A 15,974-nucleotide genomic window follows, 5' to 3' on the forward strand; every position below is an offset into this window, starting at 1 on the left:
GCATGGGTTTTCGCTTGTCGAAGATTTACACCCGCACCGGCGACAAAGGTGAAACCGGGCTTGGCGATGGTCGCCGCGTACCGAAGGACCATCCACGGGTCGAAGCCATCGGCGAAGTCGATACGCTGAACAGCCAGCTCGGGTTGCTGTTGGCTGGCTTGGCCGAGCAACGCCACGCTCATCCTGGCCTGGCCGAGGTGATTGAGGTGCTTGAACCGTGTCAGCACCGGTTGTTCGATTTGGGGGGTGAACTGGCTATGCCGGTGTATCAGGCCTTGAATGCCGCAGAAGTCGAACGCCTGGAAGCGGCGATCGATGTCTGGAACGAGGAGCTGGGACCGCTGGAGAACTTCATTCTGCCCGGCGGTTCAGCCTTGATTGCCCAAGCCCACGTCTGCCGCAGCCTGGCACGCAGCGCCGAGCGACGTTGTCAGCATCTGAACGCGCTGGAGCCATTGGCCGGGGTTGGCCTGGCGTACATCAATCGCTTGTCGGACCTGTTGTTTGTGGCGGCTCGGCTGATTGCCAAGCGCCAGGGGATTGCCGAGATTTTGTGGCAGGCGGCGGCGAAGCCTGAAGCTTAACCAAGCAGAACTCCATCGCCTGTGAGGCCGCCATCGCGAGCAAGCTTTGCTCCTACGGATTGATGTCGTTCACTAGTCTTGTGAACAACCCTGCCCTGTAGGAGCAAGGCTTGCCCGCGATGAGGCCCTCAGAATCACCGCCAATCAATCAGGCCAAAACGCCCGAATCCCCGCCACGCCCTGTGCACCCGCTTCCCAGGCTTTTTGCCGTTCGGCAGGCCCCACACCACCCAGTAGAAACACCGGTTTGCTGAACCCTGCAATCAACTGCGAGGCCTGCTCCCAGCCGAGTGGTGATGCATCTGGATGAGTCTGGGTTGGCTGAACCGGTGACAGGGTGACGAAGTCCACGCCCATCTGTTCCGCCAGGCTCAGCTCTTCAGCGTTGTGGCAGGACGCCGCCAACCAGCGCGAGGCTGGCACCGGACGCCCGGCACTGGCGTATTTGCGAAGTTGCGCTGCGGTGATGTGCCAACCGGCGGCCGGGAAATCTCCCAACCACTCGAACGGCCCCTTGAGCATCAGTTGCGCCTTACCGGCACACAAACCCACGGCATCCACCGCCAGATCGCGGTATTGCGGGTCGTAGCCATTCGGCGCGCGCAACTGGATCAGCTTGATCCCGCTGGCGATGGCTTTCTGAATACCGCGCAGCAGGGCTGGCGTTTCCAGGCCTTCCGGGGTAATCAGGTAGTCGCCTGGCAGACGCGCAGCCGCCACGATCGGCTGGTTGGCGGCCGGGAACTCGTAGTCGCGCAGTTCACGCGCCGTCACCCATGCCAGAGGCTGGCCTTCGGCGCCATGAGGTTCGCCGGTAAACGCCGAGACCTCCCAGACATCCAGCAACACTTGCTTGTCTGGATAGTCATGCTGAACCTTGATCAATGGCCGAGCGGCACTGACCACGATGCCCAACTCTTCCTGCAGCTCGCGAGACAGCGCGGCTTGCACCGCTTCGCCGTCCTCGACCTTGCCGCCGGGAAACTCCCACAGGCCGCCCTGATGCTGGGTATCGGCGCGGCGAGCGATGAGGATCTTGCCGCTGGCATCACGGATGACAGCCGCTGCTACATGAACTCGTTTCACCGCACTATTTCCTCTAGACCGGCTTTCTGCCAGGCCTTGAAGGCTGGCCATTGGTAAATCGCTTCAACATAGGCCGCATCCACCGCCGGTAGCGCGACTTGATAAGTACGCAGGCGCACAGCTATGGGCGCGAAGAAGGCATCTGCCAGGCTTACGCGACCAAACAGGAACGGGCCAGGTTCGGTTGCGACCGCGCGGCATTCAGCCCACAACGCCAGCATCCGCTCGATCTCCACCTGCACTTCGGGCGGCATTGGCGACAACGGCGCATCGTGGCTCAGGTCAAACGGCATGTTGCTACGCATGGCGAAAAAGCCGCTGTGCATTTGTGCGCACGCCGAACGGGCCTGGGCGCGGGCGGCGATATCCTTCGGCCAGAGGTTGGCGTTCGGGAAACGCTCGACCAGATACTCGGCGATGGCCAACGAGTCGGCAATGGTCCCGTGTTCGGTTTTCAGCAACGGGACTTTGGCGGTCGGTGAATGCTTGAGCAGGCGTTCACGGGTGTCCGGCTGGTTCAGTTTGATCAGTTCTTCGGTGTAGGTCGCGCCGGCCAGTTCCAGCGCCAAAGCGCCGCGCAGGGACCAGGAGGAATACAGTTTGTCGCCGATGATCAGGTGGTAGCTCATGTTCAGGCGCCTTTTGATGAGGGACAAGCGGGAGGCCTGCGGCCTCCATCGCGGGCAAGCCTTGCTCCTACAGAAGCATGACTTGCCCACCATGAATTACGTGCGGTATTCGGCGTTGATTTTCACGTATTCGTGGGACAGGTCGGTGGTCCAGATGGTTTCGCTGCAATCGCCGCGACCCAGTTCGATACGAATGGTGATTTCTTCGCGCTGCATTACAGCCGAGCCCTGGGCTTCGGTGTAAGTCGCGGCACGGGCACCGCGGCTGGCGATGCAGACTTCACCGAGGAACACGTCGATCTTGCTCACGTCCAGGTTCGGCACACCGGCACGGCCAACGGCTGCCAGGATACGACCCCAGTTGGGATCGGAGGCAAACAGCGCGGTCTTGATCAATGGTGAATGCGCCACGGTGTAACCAACGTCCAGGCACTCCTGGTGATTGCCGCCGCCGTTGACTTCAACGGTGACGAACTTGGTCGCACCTTCGCCGTCGCGAACGATGGCCTGGGCGACGTCCATGCACACTTCAAACACCGCCTGCTTCAGCGCCGCGAACAGTGGACCGCTGGCGGAGGTGATTTCCGGCAGCGCGGCTTTACCGGTGGCGATCAGCATGCAGCAGTCGTTGGTCGAGGTGTCGCCATCGATGGTGATGCGGTTGAACGACTTGTTGGCGCCGTCCAGCAGCAGGTTCTGCAACACCTCGCGGGAAACCTTGGCGTCGGTGGCGATGTAACCGAGCATGGTCGCCATGTTCGGACGAATCATCCCGGCGCCTTTGCTGATACCGGTGACGGTGATGGTCACGCCTTCATGCTGGAACTGCCGGCTCGCACCCTTTGGCAGGGTATCGGTGGTCATGATCCCGGTAGCTGCAGCTTCCCAGTTATTCTCCGACAAGTCGTCGAGGGCAGCTTGCAGCGCGCCTTCGATCTTCTCGACCGGCAGCGGCTCACCGATCACGCCAGTGGAGTACGGCAGCACGAGGCTGGCGTCGACGCCGGTCAATTCAGCCAGCTTGGCGCAGGTGCGCTCGGCGGCAGCCAAACCAGGCTCACCGGTACCGGCGTTGGCATTGCCGGTGTTGGTCAACAAATAACGTACCGGGCCCTGTACACGTTGCTTGGCCAGAATCACTGGCGCAGCGCAAAAGGCGTTCAACGTGAACACACCGGCCACCGTGGAACCTTCGGCGCAGCGCATGACCACGACATCTTTGCGCCCGGGGCGCTTGATGCCGGCCGAAGCGATACCGAGTTCAAAACCGGCAACCGGGTGCAACGTTGGCAAAGGACCAAGACCAACAGCCATGAAAGCGCTCCTCTTAATGTAATGTCTGCACCGTCGTCGCCCTGTTCTTTTTAACCTGGCATCGGTGTTTTAAATGGTAAAACGCCGCGACGGCTGATGCCGGTCGCGGCGCGGGTATTTCAATGTCTGGCAGAAATCTTAGTTGATCTGGCCGTGACAGTGTTTGAACTTCTTGCCCGAACCGCAGTAGCACAGCTCATTGCGGCCCAGCTTCTGCTCGTTGCGCACCGGAGCGGCAGCGAGCGCCACATCGACCTCTTCACCCAACAATTCCGGTTGCTCGAGGCCTGGGGCTTCGTCGTGCTGGAATTGCATGCGTGCGGCCAATGCCTCGGCTTCCTGGCGCAGGCGCGCTTCCTCTTCGACCGGATCTTCGCGGCGAACCTGAACGTGCGACAGCACACGAATCGAGTCGCGCTTGATCGAATCCAGCAGTTCGGAGAACAGCGTAAACGACTCGCGCTTGTATTCCTGCTTCGGGTTCTTCTGCGCATAGCCACGCAAGTGGATGCCGTGACGCAAGTGGTCCATGGTCGACAGGTGGTCTTTCCACAGGTCGTCCAGAACGCGCAGCACGATTTGCTTCTCGAAGGTGCGCAGCGCTTCGGCGCTCGCCTGCTCTTCTTTCTCGTTGTACGCCGCCAGCAGCTCGTGCATCAGCTTCTCGCGCAGGGTTTCTTCGTACAGGTGATCGTCTTCGTCAAGCCATTGCTGGATCGGCAGTGTCACGCCGAAGTCGCTTTGCAGGGCAGCTTCCAGACCGGCAACGTCCCACTGCTCTGGCAACGATTGCGGCGGAATGTGCGCGCTGACCGTTGCATTGAGCACGTCCTGACGGAAGTCGGCAATGGTTTCGCCGATGTTGTCCGCGGCCAGCAACGTGTTACGCATGTGATAGATCACTTTACGCTGTTCGTTGTTGACGTCGTCGAACTCGAGCAGTTGCTTGCGAATGTCGAAGTTACGGCCTTCAACCTTGCGCTGAGCCTTTTCGATGGCGTTGGTCACCATGCGGTGCTCGATCGCTTCGCCAGGCTGCATGCCCAGGGCCTTCATGAAGTTCTTCACCCGGTCAGAGGCAAAGATGCGCATCAGGCTGTCTTCCAGCGACAGGTAGAAACGGCTGGAACCGGCGTCACCCTGACGACCGGCACGACCACGCAGCTGGTTGTCGATACGGCGCGATTCGTGACGCTCGGAGGCGATCACCTGCAAACCGCCCGACTCGAGCACTTGCTGGTGACGCTTCTGCCAGTCGGCCTTGATCTGGGCGATCTGCTCAGGCGTCGGATCCTCAAGGGAAGCGACTTCCACTTCCCAGTTACCGCCCAACAGGATGTCGGTACCACGACCGGCCATGTTGGTGGCGATGGTCAGTGCACCCGGACGACCGGCCTGAGCGATGATTTCAGCTTCTTTTTCGTGGAACTTGGCGTTCAGAACCTTGTGTTCGATGCCTTCCTTCACGAGCAGGCTGGACATGTGTTCGGACGTTTCGATGGTCGCGGTGCCCACCAGTACCGGCCGGCCCTGAGCCATGCTTTCCTTGATGTCGGCAACGATGGCCGCGTACTTCTCGTCCGCGGTGAGGAACACCAGGTCGTTGTAGTCCTTACGTGCCAGCGGTTTGTTCGGTGGAATGACCATCACCGCCAGACCGTAGATCTGGTGGAATTCGAACGCTTCGGTGTCCGCCGTACCGGTCATGCCGGACAGCTTGCTGTAAAGACGGAAGTAGTTCTGGAACGTGGTCGACGCCAGGGTCTGGCTTTCGGCCTGGATGTTCAGGTTTTCCTTGGCTTCGATGGCCTGGTGCAGGCCTTCGGACAAACGGCGACCCGGCATGGTACGACCGGTGTGTTCGTCGACCAGTACGACCTGACCGTCCTGGACAATGTATTCAACGTTGCGGTGGAACAGTTTGTGCGCGCGCAGACCGGCATAAACGTGGGTCAGCAGGCCCAGGTTGTGCGCCGAGTACAGGCTCTCGCCTTCAGCCAGCAGGCCGATACCGGTCAGCACTTCTTCGATGTACTGGTGACCGGCTTCGTTGAGCTCGACCTGACGGGTCTTCTCGTCGACGGTGTAGTGACCGGCCTGGGTCACTTCGCCTTCGACTTCCTCGACGTGCAGCTTCAACTGCGGGATCAGCTTGTTGACCTCGATGTACAGCTTGGAGCTGTCCTCGGCCTGACCGGAAATGATCAGCGGAGTACGGGCTTCGTCGATGAGGATCGAGTCGACTTCGTCGATCACGGCAAAATTGAGTTCACGCTGGAATTTTTCTTCCATGCTGAACGCCATGTTGTCGCGCAGGTAGTCGAAACCGAATTCGTTGTTGGTGCCGTAGGTAATGTCGGCGGCATAGGCCGCACGCTTCTCTTCCGGCGGCTGGAACGGCGTCACCACGCCGACGCTCAGGCCGAGGAATTCGTAGAGCGGACGCATCCAGTTGGCGTCACGACGAGCCAGGTAGTCGTTCACGGTAACAACGTGCACGCCCTTGCCGGACAGCGCGTTCAGGTAAACCGCCAGTGTCGCCACCAGGGTCTTGCCTTCACCGGTACGCATTTCGGCAATCATGCCTTCGTGCAAGGTCATGCCGCCAATCAACTGAACGTCGAAGTGGCGCATACCCATAACCCGCTTGCCGGCTTCACGGGCAACCGCAAAGGCTTCAGGCAGCAGTTTGTCGAGGCTTTCACCTTTGGCGATGCGGGCCTTGAACTCATCAGTCTTGGCGCGCAGCTGATCGTCCGAAAGGGCCACCATTTGCTCTTCGAAGGCATTGACGATCTGTACCGTCTTGAGCATGCGTTTGACTTCACGCTCGTTCTTGCTTCCAAAAAGTTTCTTTAACAAAGGCGCAAACATATCGGCAGGATCTTCCACACAAAGGGATGGAGGGCGGCCCCGTGAGTCGCCCGTGCAGCCCTCATGGCCGCATGCGAACGAGCATTCTACCCGGAAACGATGGTGAGGAAAGTGGCGTTGTTCCACGATGCATGCACAGCGCTGTTACGGGGCTCACTTAAAATAAGGGCATTTTGCTGAACTTCAAGCCATTCACGCCAGAAGTTACTCGTTGATTTAATGAGTAAAGCGCTCACAAAGCAATGGCTCAGGCGCATCAAGTGCTTTCTGCTACCATGGCGGCTCTGTTACTTCAGGTGTCTGATCATGGCATTTCGCCCTCTTACGGCCAGAGCACCCGCCGTTCTGCTTCGCGAAGCCAAACCGTTAAAAGCCATTTTCGGCCACGCACAACGCCTGGGTCATTTACAGCGTTTGCTGGAAAGCCAGCTGCAGCCGGCCGCCCGTGAACATTGTCATGTGGCGTCGTGGCGCGAGGGCAGCCTGTTGCTGATCGTCACCGATGGTCATTGGGCAACCCGTCTGCGCTATCAGCAGAAGCGTCTGCAACGGCAATTACAGATGTTCGACGAGTTCGCCAGCCTGACGCGAATCCTGTTCAAGGTACAACCACCGACCGTGCAACAAGGCGCCGTCGGCCACACCATGGATCTGTCGAGCGATGCGGCGGCGACCATTCAGGCCACCGCCGACGGCATCAGCGATCCGAAATTGCGCGCAGCGCTGGAACGCCTGGCGGCGCACGCCAAACCCAAACAGTAAGCCTTGCTCCTACAGGAGCTATCGGCGCTTGCAGCCGCCGAGCAACGAGCCCATCAAACCGCGGACCAGTTGTCGCACCAACTGATTGGCCGCCTGTCGCGTCGCCGATTTCAAGCCCCTAAGTTTTAGTCCTGCGCAGCCGATAGATACAAGCAAGAGACCAGACAGAGAATCAGGTCCGATAATTCCCGAAGGACAGACGGAAATATCAGCTTATGTGCGACAGCGCCTGGTTTGCGCGCTTTTCAAAGCAACACGCCCCAACAATAAGACATTAGCGGACACCCCAAGCCATGAACAAAAACCTGCGCTTCAGCCACAAAATCCTGCTTGCAGCCGCGCTCATCGTCATTGCCGCCTTCGCTTCGTTCACGCTGTACAACGACTATTTACAGCGCAACGCGATTCGCCAGGACCTGGACAATTACCTGCATGAGATGGGCGATGTCACGTCCTCCAATATCCAGTCCTGGCTCGCCGGGCGGATTCTCATGGTGGAAAACCTGGCCCAGAACATCGCCCTCAACCCCGAACAAGGCAACGTTTCCAACCTGCTTGAGCAGAATGCCCTGGCGTCGACCTTCATGGCCCGGTACCTGGGCGATGCCAGCGGTACGTTCATCAACCGCCCCGATTCCAAGATGCCGGACGGCTACGACCCACGCGTTCGTCCCTGGTACAAAGGCGCGGTAAACAGCAATGGCTCGACGCTCACTGAACCGTATATCGATGCGGCGACCGGCCAGACCATCATCTCCATCGCCACCGCCTCGAAAAAAGCCGGGCAAAGCGTGGGAGTGGTCGGCGGTGACCTGAGCCTGCAAACCCTGATCGACACCCTGACCGCGCGTGACTTTGGCGGCATGGGCTACGCCTTCCTGGTCAGCGCCGACGGCAAGATCCTGGTTCACCCGGATCAAACCATGGTGATGAAGTCCCTCAGCGAGGCTTACCCGACGAACACCCCGCGTATCGGTGGTGGCATCAGTGAAGTCGAGGTCAACGGCAAAACCCGTATCGTCACCTTCACCCCGATCAAAGGCCTGCCATCGGTCAACTGGTACGTCGGTCTGTCGGTGGACAAAGACAAAGCCTTCTCGATGCTCAGCAGCTTCCGCACCTCGGCGATCATTGCCACGATCATTGCCGTGGCAATCATCATCGCCTTGCTCGGCATGCTGATCCGTATCCTGATCCAGCCGCTGCACGTCATGACCCGCGCGATGCAGGACATTGCCGACGGTGAAGGCGACCTGACCCGCCGCCTGACCATCCAGAGCCAGGACGAGTTCGGCATCCTCGGCAGCGCGTTCAACCGCTTCGTCGAGCGGATCCACGGTTCGATCCGCGAAGTGTCGTCGGCGACCGAGCACGTCAACGAAGTCGCTCTGCGAGTGGTCAGCGCATCGAACTCGTCGATGCTCAACTCCGACGAACAATCGAGCCGGACCAACAGTGTGGCGGCCGCGATCAATCAGCTGGGCGCTGCAGCTCAGGAAATCGCCCGTAATGCGGCGCAAGCCTCGCACCAGGCCAGCGATGCGCGCAGCCTGGCCGAAGACGGCCAGCAAGTGGTCGACCGCAGCATTGCGGCGATGAATCAGCTGTCGAGCATGCTCAGCGCCTCCAGCACCAACATCGAGTCGCTGAACAGCAAGACCGTGAACATCGGGCAGATTCTCGAAGTGATCACCAGCATCTCCCAACAAACCAACCTGCTGGCCCTCAACGCGGCGATTGAAGCGGCGCGGGCCGGTGAGGCTGGGCGTGGTTTTGCGGTGGTCGCCGATGAAGTGCGTAACCTGGCGCACCGCACCCAGGAATCGGCACAGCAAGTGCAGACCATGATCGAGGAGCTGCAAATCGGCGCCCGCGAGTCGGTCAGCACCATGAGCGACAGCCAGCGTCACAGCCAGGACAGCGTCGAGATCGCCAACCTCGCCGGTGAGCGCCTGAACAGCGTGACCTTGCGCATCGGCGAGATCGACGGCATGAACCAGTCAGTGGCCACCGCCACCGAAGAGCAAACCGCCGTGGTCGAGTCGATCAACGTCGACATCAATGAAATCAACACGCTGAACCAGGAAGGCGTGGAAAACCTGCAATCGACACTGCGCGCCTGTTCCGACCTGGAGCAGCAAGCGGCGCGGCTGAAGCAGTTGGTCGGCAGTTTCAGAATCTGACGCGCCCTTGAAGGCCCCATCACGAGCAGCCGGGCGACGTTCCGTCTGCTCGCGATAACGGCCTGTCAGCCACCACAACACTTCACTGACACCCCGCCACACATCCCCATCCGAACATCTATTCTTCATAAGGGTCATCCCTAAGGAGAACAATGGATAGAACGGAGGGTTATCGTGCATATCGCTGACATCACCATGTTCTACGCACCGGCCAGCGGTGGCGTGCGGACTTATCTGGATGCCAAGCACCGCCGCCTGGGCCGTAAGCCGGGGATTCGTCACAGCTTGCTGGTCCCAGGAGCACGGCGGAGCGAGCAGGACGGTGTCTACACGGTGCCCGCCCCGGCCCTGCCCTTCGGCAAAGGCTATCGCTTCCCGCTGCGACTGACGCCCTGGCGCAATGCCCTGCACGACCTGCAACCGGACCTGATAGAAGTCGGCGATCCTTACCTGACAGCTTGGGCAGCGCTGGATGCGCGGCGTGAACTGGATGTTCCAGTGATTGGCTTCTATCACTCCGACTTACCGCTTTTGGCGAGCAACCGTGTGGGCAACTGGGTCACGCCGAATGTCGAAGCGTATATCCGCAAGCTGTACGGCAACTTTGACCGGGTGCTGACGCCGAGCCAGATCATGGCTGACAAGCTCATGGGGCTTGGGGTCAAAAACGTTTACGTCCAACCCTTGGGCGTGGACCTGCAAACCTTCAATCCAGACGCTCGTGACCCGGATCTGCGGGCGAAGCTGAAGATTGCCGAAGACACTCGACTGCTGATATTCGCCGGGCGAGGTTCCAAGGAGAAAAACATTCCCGTCCTGCTCAATTGTATGAAGCGTCTGGGAAACCGTTATCACCTGCTGCTGGTCGGCACCTCGGTGTCGGCACAGGTACCGGATAACGTCACGCTGGTCGATGAGTTCTGCCCGGCATCACAAGTGGCCCGGCTGATGGCCAGCGCCGATGCCTTGCTGCACGCAGGCGATCAGGAAACCTTTGGCTTGGTCGTTCTCGAAGCCATGGCCTGTGGCATTCCAGTGGTCGCGGTAGCTGCGGGTGCCTTCAACGAAATCATCAATGAGCACTGCGGCATACTCTGCGCCCCCAACAATCCAGTGGCGATGGCCAACGCTGTGCGCGAACTGTTTGCACAGCGTAACGATCTCGGTCGATACGCCCGCCGCCATGTCGAACAGCATTACGCCTGGGATTCAGTGGTCAACAGCCTGCTGGGTCACTATTACGCAGTCCTCGGCGCCCCTTTGCCGCGGCTGAGCAATGGCTGATGCCATGAACACGCCCAGCCTGCTTCTGGTGCTGCATGACGTCACCCCGCAAAGCTGGGCCGACTATCAGCCGTTTGTCGAAGCGGTGGACGCGCTCGGCGAGGTGCCGATGACCTGGCTGGTCGTCCCCGACTTTCACAAACACCACCACCTCGATAGCCATCCGGATTTTCGGCGCGTGCTGACCCACCGCATCGAGCGCGGTGACGAACTGGCACTGCACGGTTACTACCATTGCGATGACAGCCCGCTAACGGCGCACCCCCGTGACTGGTTCATGCGCCGGGTCTACACCCATGAAGGCGAGTTCTACAGTCTTTCGCAACCGGCTGCGCTGGCCCGCCTGCTCGCCGGGATCGAATTGTTCAGCCGTTACAACTGGCCACTGGAGGGGTTTGTTGCACCGGCCTGGCTGATGAGCGAAGGCACGCGTCAAGCCCTGCGCCAGTTACCGCTGAGCTACACCAGTGATCCGCAGCACCTGTATCGCCTGCCGGATTTCTCCCGGGTCAACGCCCCAGGCTTGGTCTGGAGCGCGCGCAGTACCTGGCGTCGTGGCGTGTCGAAAATTATCAGCGCTCAACGCGAACTGCGCTGGCAGCACGCCCCGGTGATTCGCCTGGGCGTACACCCGGTCGACCTGCGCCATGAGTTCTCCCGCACTTACTGGCTGCAGACCCTCGAACGCTTGCTCAATAACGGCCGAGTGCCAATGACCAAGGCTCGGTGGCTGCGCACGCAAAGCGCTCAGGTCAGTAGCGCCGCATGAGTCGCGTCCTGTGGCTGGTCGCCGCCCTGCTCTGCGCGGTGCTGATCCCGCTATTGCTCGGTGCCAATGAACTATGGCCACGACTGCAGCACTTCCCGCCGACATTGTTGCTGGCGATGCCGGGCATGATCCTGCTCTGCTGGTTCACCAACTCAATACGCTTGCGCTTGTTGCTGGGTGAACAGCGCAGCCGGATAGGCCGCCTGAAATGCCTTGGGGTGGTGATGTCCACCGAGTTCGCGATTTGCGCGACCCCGGGCGGCGGCGGTGGACCGCTGACACTGATGGCCCTGCTGGCGCGCAATGGTGTGCGCCCAGCCCATGGCAGTGCGGTGTTCGCCATGGATCAGTTGAGCGATTTGCTGTTCTTTCTCTGCGCGCTGATCGCCATCGTGGTGTATGCACTGTTTCAGCACTTGAGCCAGAACCTCGAGTGGATGCTGACGCTCAGCGCCATTTCGATGGTCGGCGGCCTGTTCAGTTGCGGGGTGGTGGCACGCTACCATCGCCTGCTGATTCGCCTCAGCGGTCGCGTGCTCAAGCACTTCAAGCTCAACGCTGCCACCCGGCGCCGTTGGGCACGCAAGCTGCTGCACTTTCTTGCGGCCTTCACGGAAACACTCAAGTTGCCTGCGCACACACTGATCAGCGTATTTGCGCTGACTTGCGTGCACTGGTTATTGCGCTACAGCGTGTTGTATCTGGCTTTGCGGGGGTTGGGCACGGATCTTCAGTGGGCCTGGAGCTTTTTGATCCAGATGCTCTCACTCAGCGCCGGGCAGTTCAGCCTGTTGCCGGGCGGTGCCGGCGCAGCGGAATTGACGTCGGCAGCGCTGTTGGCGCCCATGGTGGGAAAATCGACGGCGGCGGCCGCGATTCTGATCTGGCGAGCAGTGACCTATTACTTCTACTTGTTGGCCGGCGCACCGGTGTTCCTGGTGATGGCCGGTAAACCACTGCTGAACAAGCTGATGAAGATCAAACAAGCTTAGGGGCAATCTTTTCAGGATCCACCGATTCATCACCAACATCTGGCTTCAACTGCTCCCACAATTGCGCAGCGCCGGGAAACTCCGTGCCGTCTTCAGGGCTCAGCTCATCCGGGTCGTACCGACTCAGACAGCCCTCGCCCAATGTCGCGGGGGCTTTGGATGTTGCCTTATCCAGTGGATCAGCCATCTCCCCTACCTCACTCCGAAAAAAGGGCCTGAAGCGATTGAACGCTCAGGCCCTGTTTTTTTCAATCAGCACTCGGCAATCAGAACACTACGGTCTTGTTGCCATGCACCAGCACGCGGTCTTCCAGGTGATAGCGCAGCCCGCGGGCCAGCACCATCTTCTCGACGTCACGGCCGAAACGCACCATGTCTTCAATACTGTCGCTGTGGCTGACACGCACCACGTCCTGCTCGATGATCGGACCGGCGTCCAGCTCTTCGGTCACGTAGTGGCAGGTCGCGCCAATCAGCTTCACGCCACGCATCGACGCCTGGTGGTACGGCTTGGCACCGACGAACGATGGCAGGAAGCTGTGGTGAATGTTGATCACCTTGTGGGCGTACTCGGTGCACAGTTCCGGCGGCAGGATTTGCATGTAACGCGCCAGCACCACCACTTCGGCGTCGTGCTGTTTGACCAGGCGCGAAACGTCGGCAAAGGCCGGCTCTTTGTTCTGCGGGTCCACCGGCACATGGTAATAAGGAATGCCATGCCACTCGACCATGCTGCGCAGGTCGTCATGGTTGGAAATCACGCAGGAGATTTCGCAGTCCAGCTCGTCGCTGTGCCAGCGGTGCAGCAAGTCGGCCAGGCAGTGGGATTCGCGGCTGGCCATCAATACCACGCGTTTTTTCTGCGCGGTGTCGGTGATGCGCCAGTCCATCGAAAACTCTTCGGCGATCGGTGCAAAGGCCTCACGAAACGCCTCAAGGCCGAACGGCAGCGAGTCGGCACGAATTTCGTGACGCATGAAGAACCAGCCACTGAGCGTGTCCGAGTGATGGCTCGCTTCAGTGATCCAGCCATTGTGTGACGCCAGAAAGTTACTGACTTTAGCAACGATACCGACGCGGTCCGGGCAAGCAATCACTAGCCGAAAAGTGCGCATGGGGGGGAAACTCCAGAACTTCGCAAAGGCCGCTATTCTAGCGATTGCGCAGCAAAACTGCAGTATTCCTGACACCAGGCCCGGTAATTCACGGCCTCGCCCTACCGATTGGCGGCCTCTGAACGCTCAACAATGTTCTATTGGCGAAATACGCAAGCGGGCTTTTGTGAGTATCTGTGATGAAACCCTGACAAGTTTTAACAGCGGCATGAGGCTTTTTTCACTGAGCACTCTAATTAAATTAAATAAAAGCCGGCTTAAATGTTTACTTGATGAAACACCCTGACTATTATTGCGCCACTGTACCCTGTCATCCAGCGCCCAACATAAGGTAGTCCTCATGTCCTTGATCAACGAATACCGTGCCACCGAAGAAGCTATCAAAGAGCTGCAAGCCCGTTTGAAGAACCTGTCCCAAGACGACAAACTGCAAACCGAGCTGGAATTCGAAGGCAAACTGCGCACCCTGATGGGCGAATACTCCAAGTCCCTGCGCGACATCATCGCCCTGCTGGATCCAGAGTCCAAAGTTAAAGCGCCACGCGGTGCTGTAAAAACTACCGGCACCAAGCGCGCTCGCAAGGTTAAACAATACAAAAACCCGCACAACGGCGAAGTCATCGAAACCAAAGGTGGCAACCACAAGACTCTGAAAGAGTGGAAAGCCAAGTGGGGCGGTGACGTGGTTGAAGGCTGGGCTACCCTGTTGGGCTAAGCCGCAACCCGCTTCGCAGGTTCATTTGCGAGCACCCAAAAACGCCAGCGTCCGCTGGCGTTTTTTTATGCCCCGCCTTCAGGTATTTGTACAGCTTGTTTCAAAGCTCCAAACGCTTGCGTAATGAGTCGACATACTCGCGCCACTCGTCCAGTACCTGTTGCTGAATCGCTGTAGCACTAAGCGAGCATTGCGCCATTGCCTCATTAAACCCCTGCAAGGTATTCGGCGCGCCCCATCCGGCGTCTGACAAACGTTGCTGACAGAATAATCTCCAGCGCTCGTGCTCCTCGTGACTCAAGGTCTCGGGAAAGTTACGAGCACGATAACGAAATAATAATTCCGGCAAACGTTCATCATCGAACGGCCATTGCTCTTGCGCTAATTGCATCGGGTCCGCATGTCGGACTTGTTCGCATAAACGCCGGTCCCGATCGCCAATGAAGCCGTCGTATAACTGTTGTTCAGGGTCCTCGCTCGGCGTGAAATCCTCGCGGGCATAAATGGCCAGAACTTTATCTCGCCATACTTCCTGTGCGTCACTTAGACGCAGTGCGCGCGCTTCATACTGCGCCATGTCCAGTTGCAATCGTTGCCGGTCTTCGGCGCGCAACACCGACAACGGTGCCACCACCGGGCAACGGTTGATGTGAATCAGTTTGAGCGGCACCGGTAATTCGCCTTCGGCCAGATCTTCGCGGCGAGTATACAAACGCTGACGCAAGGTCTCGGCGTCCTGGTCGAGTAACCCCTGCGGGTCGAGATGCAGGTCGCAGACAATCAGTGCATTGCGATTGCGCGGGTGCCAGGCCAACGGCAAGACCACCCCGACATAGCTGCGGGCTGCCGAGAAACGCCCGGAGATATGCACCATCGGTTGCAACAGCCGGATCTGATCCATGACCTTCTGCTTGCTGCGCAGCTTGAACAGCCAGTCGTAGAGTTTTGGCTGCTTGTCGCGGATCAACCGCGCCAGGGCAATCGTCGCGCGCACATCGGACAACGCATCGTGAGCCTGGCCATGGTCGAGGCCATTGGCGGCAGTCAGGCGTTCGAGTTTCAACGTGACGCGACCGTCTTCTTCAGGCCAGACAATACCGTCCGGGCGCAACGCGTACGCCGCGCGCACCACATCGATCAGATCCCAACGACTGTTGCCGCCCTGCCACTCCCGCGCATACGGATCAAAGAAATTCCGGTACAGGCTATAACGGGTCATTTCATCATCGAAGCGCAAGGTGTTGTAACCGGCACCACAGGTTCCGGGGGCCGCGAGTTGCGCATGTACCCGGGTCATGAAGTCGGCCTCACTCAAGCCTTGCTCGGCCAGGCGGCCGGGGGTGATACCGGTAATCACGCACGCCGCCGGGTGCGGCAGGATGTCGTCGCTCGGCTGGCAGTAGAGATTGACCGGATCGTTGATCTCGTTGAGGTCAAGGTCGGTGCGAATCCCGGCCATTTGCAGCGGACGGTCGCAGCGCGGTGAGATGCCAGTGGTTTCGTAGTCGTACCAGAAGATGGAGGTCACGGGGCGTTCCTGAACTTGAGACGGGCAAAGTCTAGGCGCTCAAGCGCGGCGCCGACCAGCAATCTTGCTATTCAAGCATTTCTGGTTGATACCTTGTCATACATAGTTATGTCGTTAGCGCTGCGAAGGCTGCTAGCAT

The 15,974-nt window shown here is 59.4% G+C and carries 14 protein-coding genes and 2 pseudogenes; 8 read left to right on the forward strand and 8 right to left on the reverse strand.

The window, feature by feature from the left end; all coding sequences use genetic code 11:
* The first annotated feature begins 2 nt into the window (after window positions 1-2).
* On the forward strand, window positions 3-584 hold the full coding sequence (locus AC1RJ3_RS10650) for a cob(I)yrinic acid a,c-diamide adenosyltransferase (RefSeq protein ID WP_054593722.1): 582 nt from the start codon (window positions 3-5) through the stop codon (window positions 582-584).
* Between the two features lie 144 nt (window positions 585-728).
* Here the strand turns inward: AC1RJ3_RS10650 and AC1RJ3_RS10655 are convergent, their stop codons facing one another.
* The 4 genes from AC1RJ3_RS10655 to secA form a co-directional block, all read right to left on the reverse strand.
* Window positions 729-1,670, reverse strand: coding sequence for a Nudix family hydrolase (locus AC1RJ3_RS10655; RefSeq protein ID WP_493078824.1), 942 nt, complete (start codon window positions 1,668-1,670; stop codon window positions 729-731).
* On the reverse strand, window positions 1,667-2,299 hold the full coding sequence (locus tag AC1RJ3_RS10660) for a glutathione S-transferase family protein (RefSeq protein ID WP_103315020.1): 633 nt from the start codon (window positions 2,297-2,299) through the stop codon (window positions 1,667-1,669). Before AC1RJ3_RS10660 ends, AC1RJ3_RS10655 begins: the two co-directional genes overlap by 4 nt.
* Window positions 2,300-2,395: 96 nt before the next feature.
* The gene (gene argJ / locus AC1RJ3_RS10665; RefSeq protein ID WP_054593724.1) at window positions 2,396-3,613 is read right to left on the reverse strand and encodes a bifunctional glutamate N-acetyltransferase/amino-acid acetyltransferase ArgJ; all 1,218 of its coding nucleotides are present in this window, start codon (window positions 3,611-3,613) and stop codon (window positions 2,396-2,398) included.
* A gap of 138 nt (window positions 3,614-3,751) precedes the next feature.
* On the reverse strand, window positions 3,752-6,487 hold the full coding sequence (gene secA, locus AC1RJ3_RS10670; RefSeq protein ID WP_103315021.1) for a preprotein translocase subunit SecA: 2,736 nt from the start codon (window positions 6,485-6,487) through the stop codon (window positions 3,752-3,754).
* 306 nt (window positions 6,488-6,793) lie between these two features.
* On the opposite strand from secA, the gene AC1RJ3_RS10675 reads away from it, so the two are divergent.
* Complete coding sequence (locus AC1RJ3_RS10675) at window positions 6,794-7,249, forward strand: DUF721 domain-containing protein (RefSeq protein ID WP_054593726.1); 456 nt, start codon at window positions 6,794-6,796, stop codon at window positions 7,247-7,249.
* Between the two features lie 18 nt (window positions 7,250-7,267).
* On the opposite strand, the pseudogene AC1RJ3_RS10680 reads toward AC1RJ3_RS10675, so the two are convergent.
* Window positions 7,268-7,363, reverse strand: a pseudogene (locus AC1RJ3_RS10680) (hypothetical protein); the annotation flags it as partial.
* 179 nt (window positions 7,364-7,542) lie between these two features.
* Here AC1RJ3_RS10680 and AC1RJ3_RS10685 point away from each other — a divergent pair.
* The 5 genes and pseudogenes from AC1RJ3_RS10685 to gpgF all read left to right on the forward strand — a co-directional run.
* Window positions 7,543-8,574 (forward strand): annotated as a pseudogene (locus AC1RJ3_RS10685) (HAMP domain-containing protein); the annotation flags it as partial.
* A gap of 93 nt (window positions 8,575-8,667) precedes the next feature.
* A complete protein-coding gene (locus AC1RJ3_RS10690; protein WP_488656205.1) occupies window positions 8,668-9,432 on the forward strand; it encodes a methyl-accepting chemotaxis protein in 765 nt (254 codons plus the stop codon).
* A gap of 174 nt (window positions 9,433-9,606) precedes the next feature.
* On the forward strand, window positions 9,607-10,716 hold the full coding sequence (gene gpgS, locus AC1RJ3_RS10695) for an N-acetylglucosaminyl phosphatidylglycerol synthase (protein WP_493078827.1): 1,110 nt from the start codon (window positions 9,607-9,609) through the stop codon (window positions 10,714-10,716).
* Between the two features lie 4 nt (window positions 10,717-10,720).
* Window positions 10,721-11,485 (forward strand): N-acetylglucosaminyl phosphatidylglycerol deacetylase, encoded by a 765-nt coding sequence (gene gpgD, locus AC1RJ3_RS10700; protein WP_493078829.1) that lies wholly within the window; start codon window positions 10,721-10,723, stop codon window positions 11,483-11,485.
* Window positions 11,482-12,477 (forward strand): glucosaminyl phosphatidylglycerol flippase, encoded by a 996-nt coding sequence (gene gpgF, locus AC1RJ3_RS10705; RefSeq protein WP_054593730.1) that lies wholly within the window; start codon window positions 11,482-11,484, stop codon window positions 12,475-12,477. Before gpgD ends, gpgF begins: the two co-directional genes overlap by 4 nt.
* Here gpgF and AC1RJ3_RS10710 read toward each other — a convergent pair.
* Both AC1RJ3_RS10710 and purU read right to left on the reverse strand, forming a co-directional pair.
* The gene (locus tag AC1RJ3_RS10710; RefSeq protein ID WP_493078831.1) at window positions 12,464-12,664 is read right to left on the reverse strand and encodes a hypothetical protein; all 201 of its coding nucleotides are present in this window, start codon (window positions 12,662-12,664) and stop codon (window positions 12,464-12,466) included. The genes gpgF and AC1RJ3_RS10710 overlap by 14 nt on opposite strands.
* A gap of 79 nt (window positions 12,665-12,743) precedes the next feature.
* Window positions 12,744-13,592: a formyltetrahydrofolate deformylase gene (gene purU, locus AC1RJ3_RS10715; protein WP_103315028.1), complete on the reverse strand. Its 849-nt coding sequence runs from the start codon at window positions 13,590-13,592 to the stop codon at window positions 12,744-12,746.
* 340 nt (window positions 13,593-13,932) lie between these two features.
* Here purU and mvaT point away from each other — a divergent pair, with 340 nt between their 5' ends.
* Window positions 13,933-14,307 (forward strand): histone-like nucleoid-structuring protein MvaT, encoded by a 375-nt coding sequence (gene mvaT, locus AC1RJ3_RS10720; RefSeq protein WP_005790963.1) that lies wholly within the window; start codon window positions 13,933-13,935, stop codon window positions 14,305-14,307.
* Window positions 14,308-14,407: 100 nt separating this feature from the next.
* Here the strand turns inward: mvaT and sbcB are convergent, their stop codons facing one another.
* Window positions 14,408-15,835, reverse strand: coding sequence for an exodeoxyribonuclease I (gene sbcB / locus AC1RJ3_RS10725; RefSeq protein WP_493078834.1), 1,428 nt, complete (start codon window positions 15,833-15,835; stop codon window positions 14,408-14,410).
* Window positions 15,836-15,974: the final 139 nt, after the last annotated feature.

The sequence above is a fragment of the Pseudomonas sp. GW822-FHT04C11 genome (assembly GCF_058800905.1).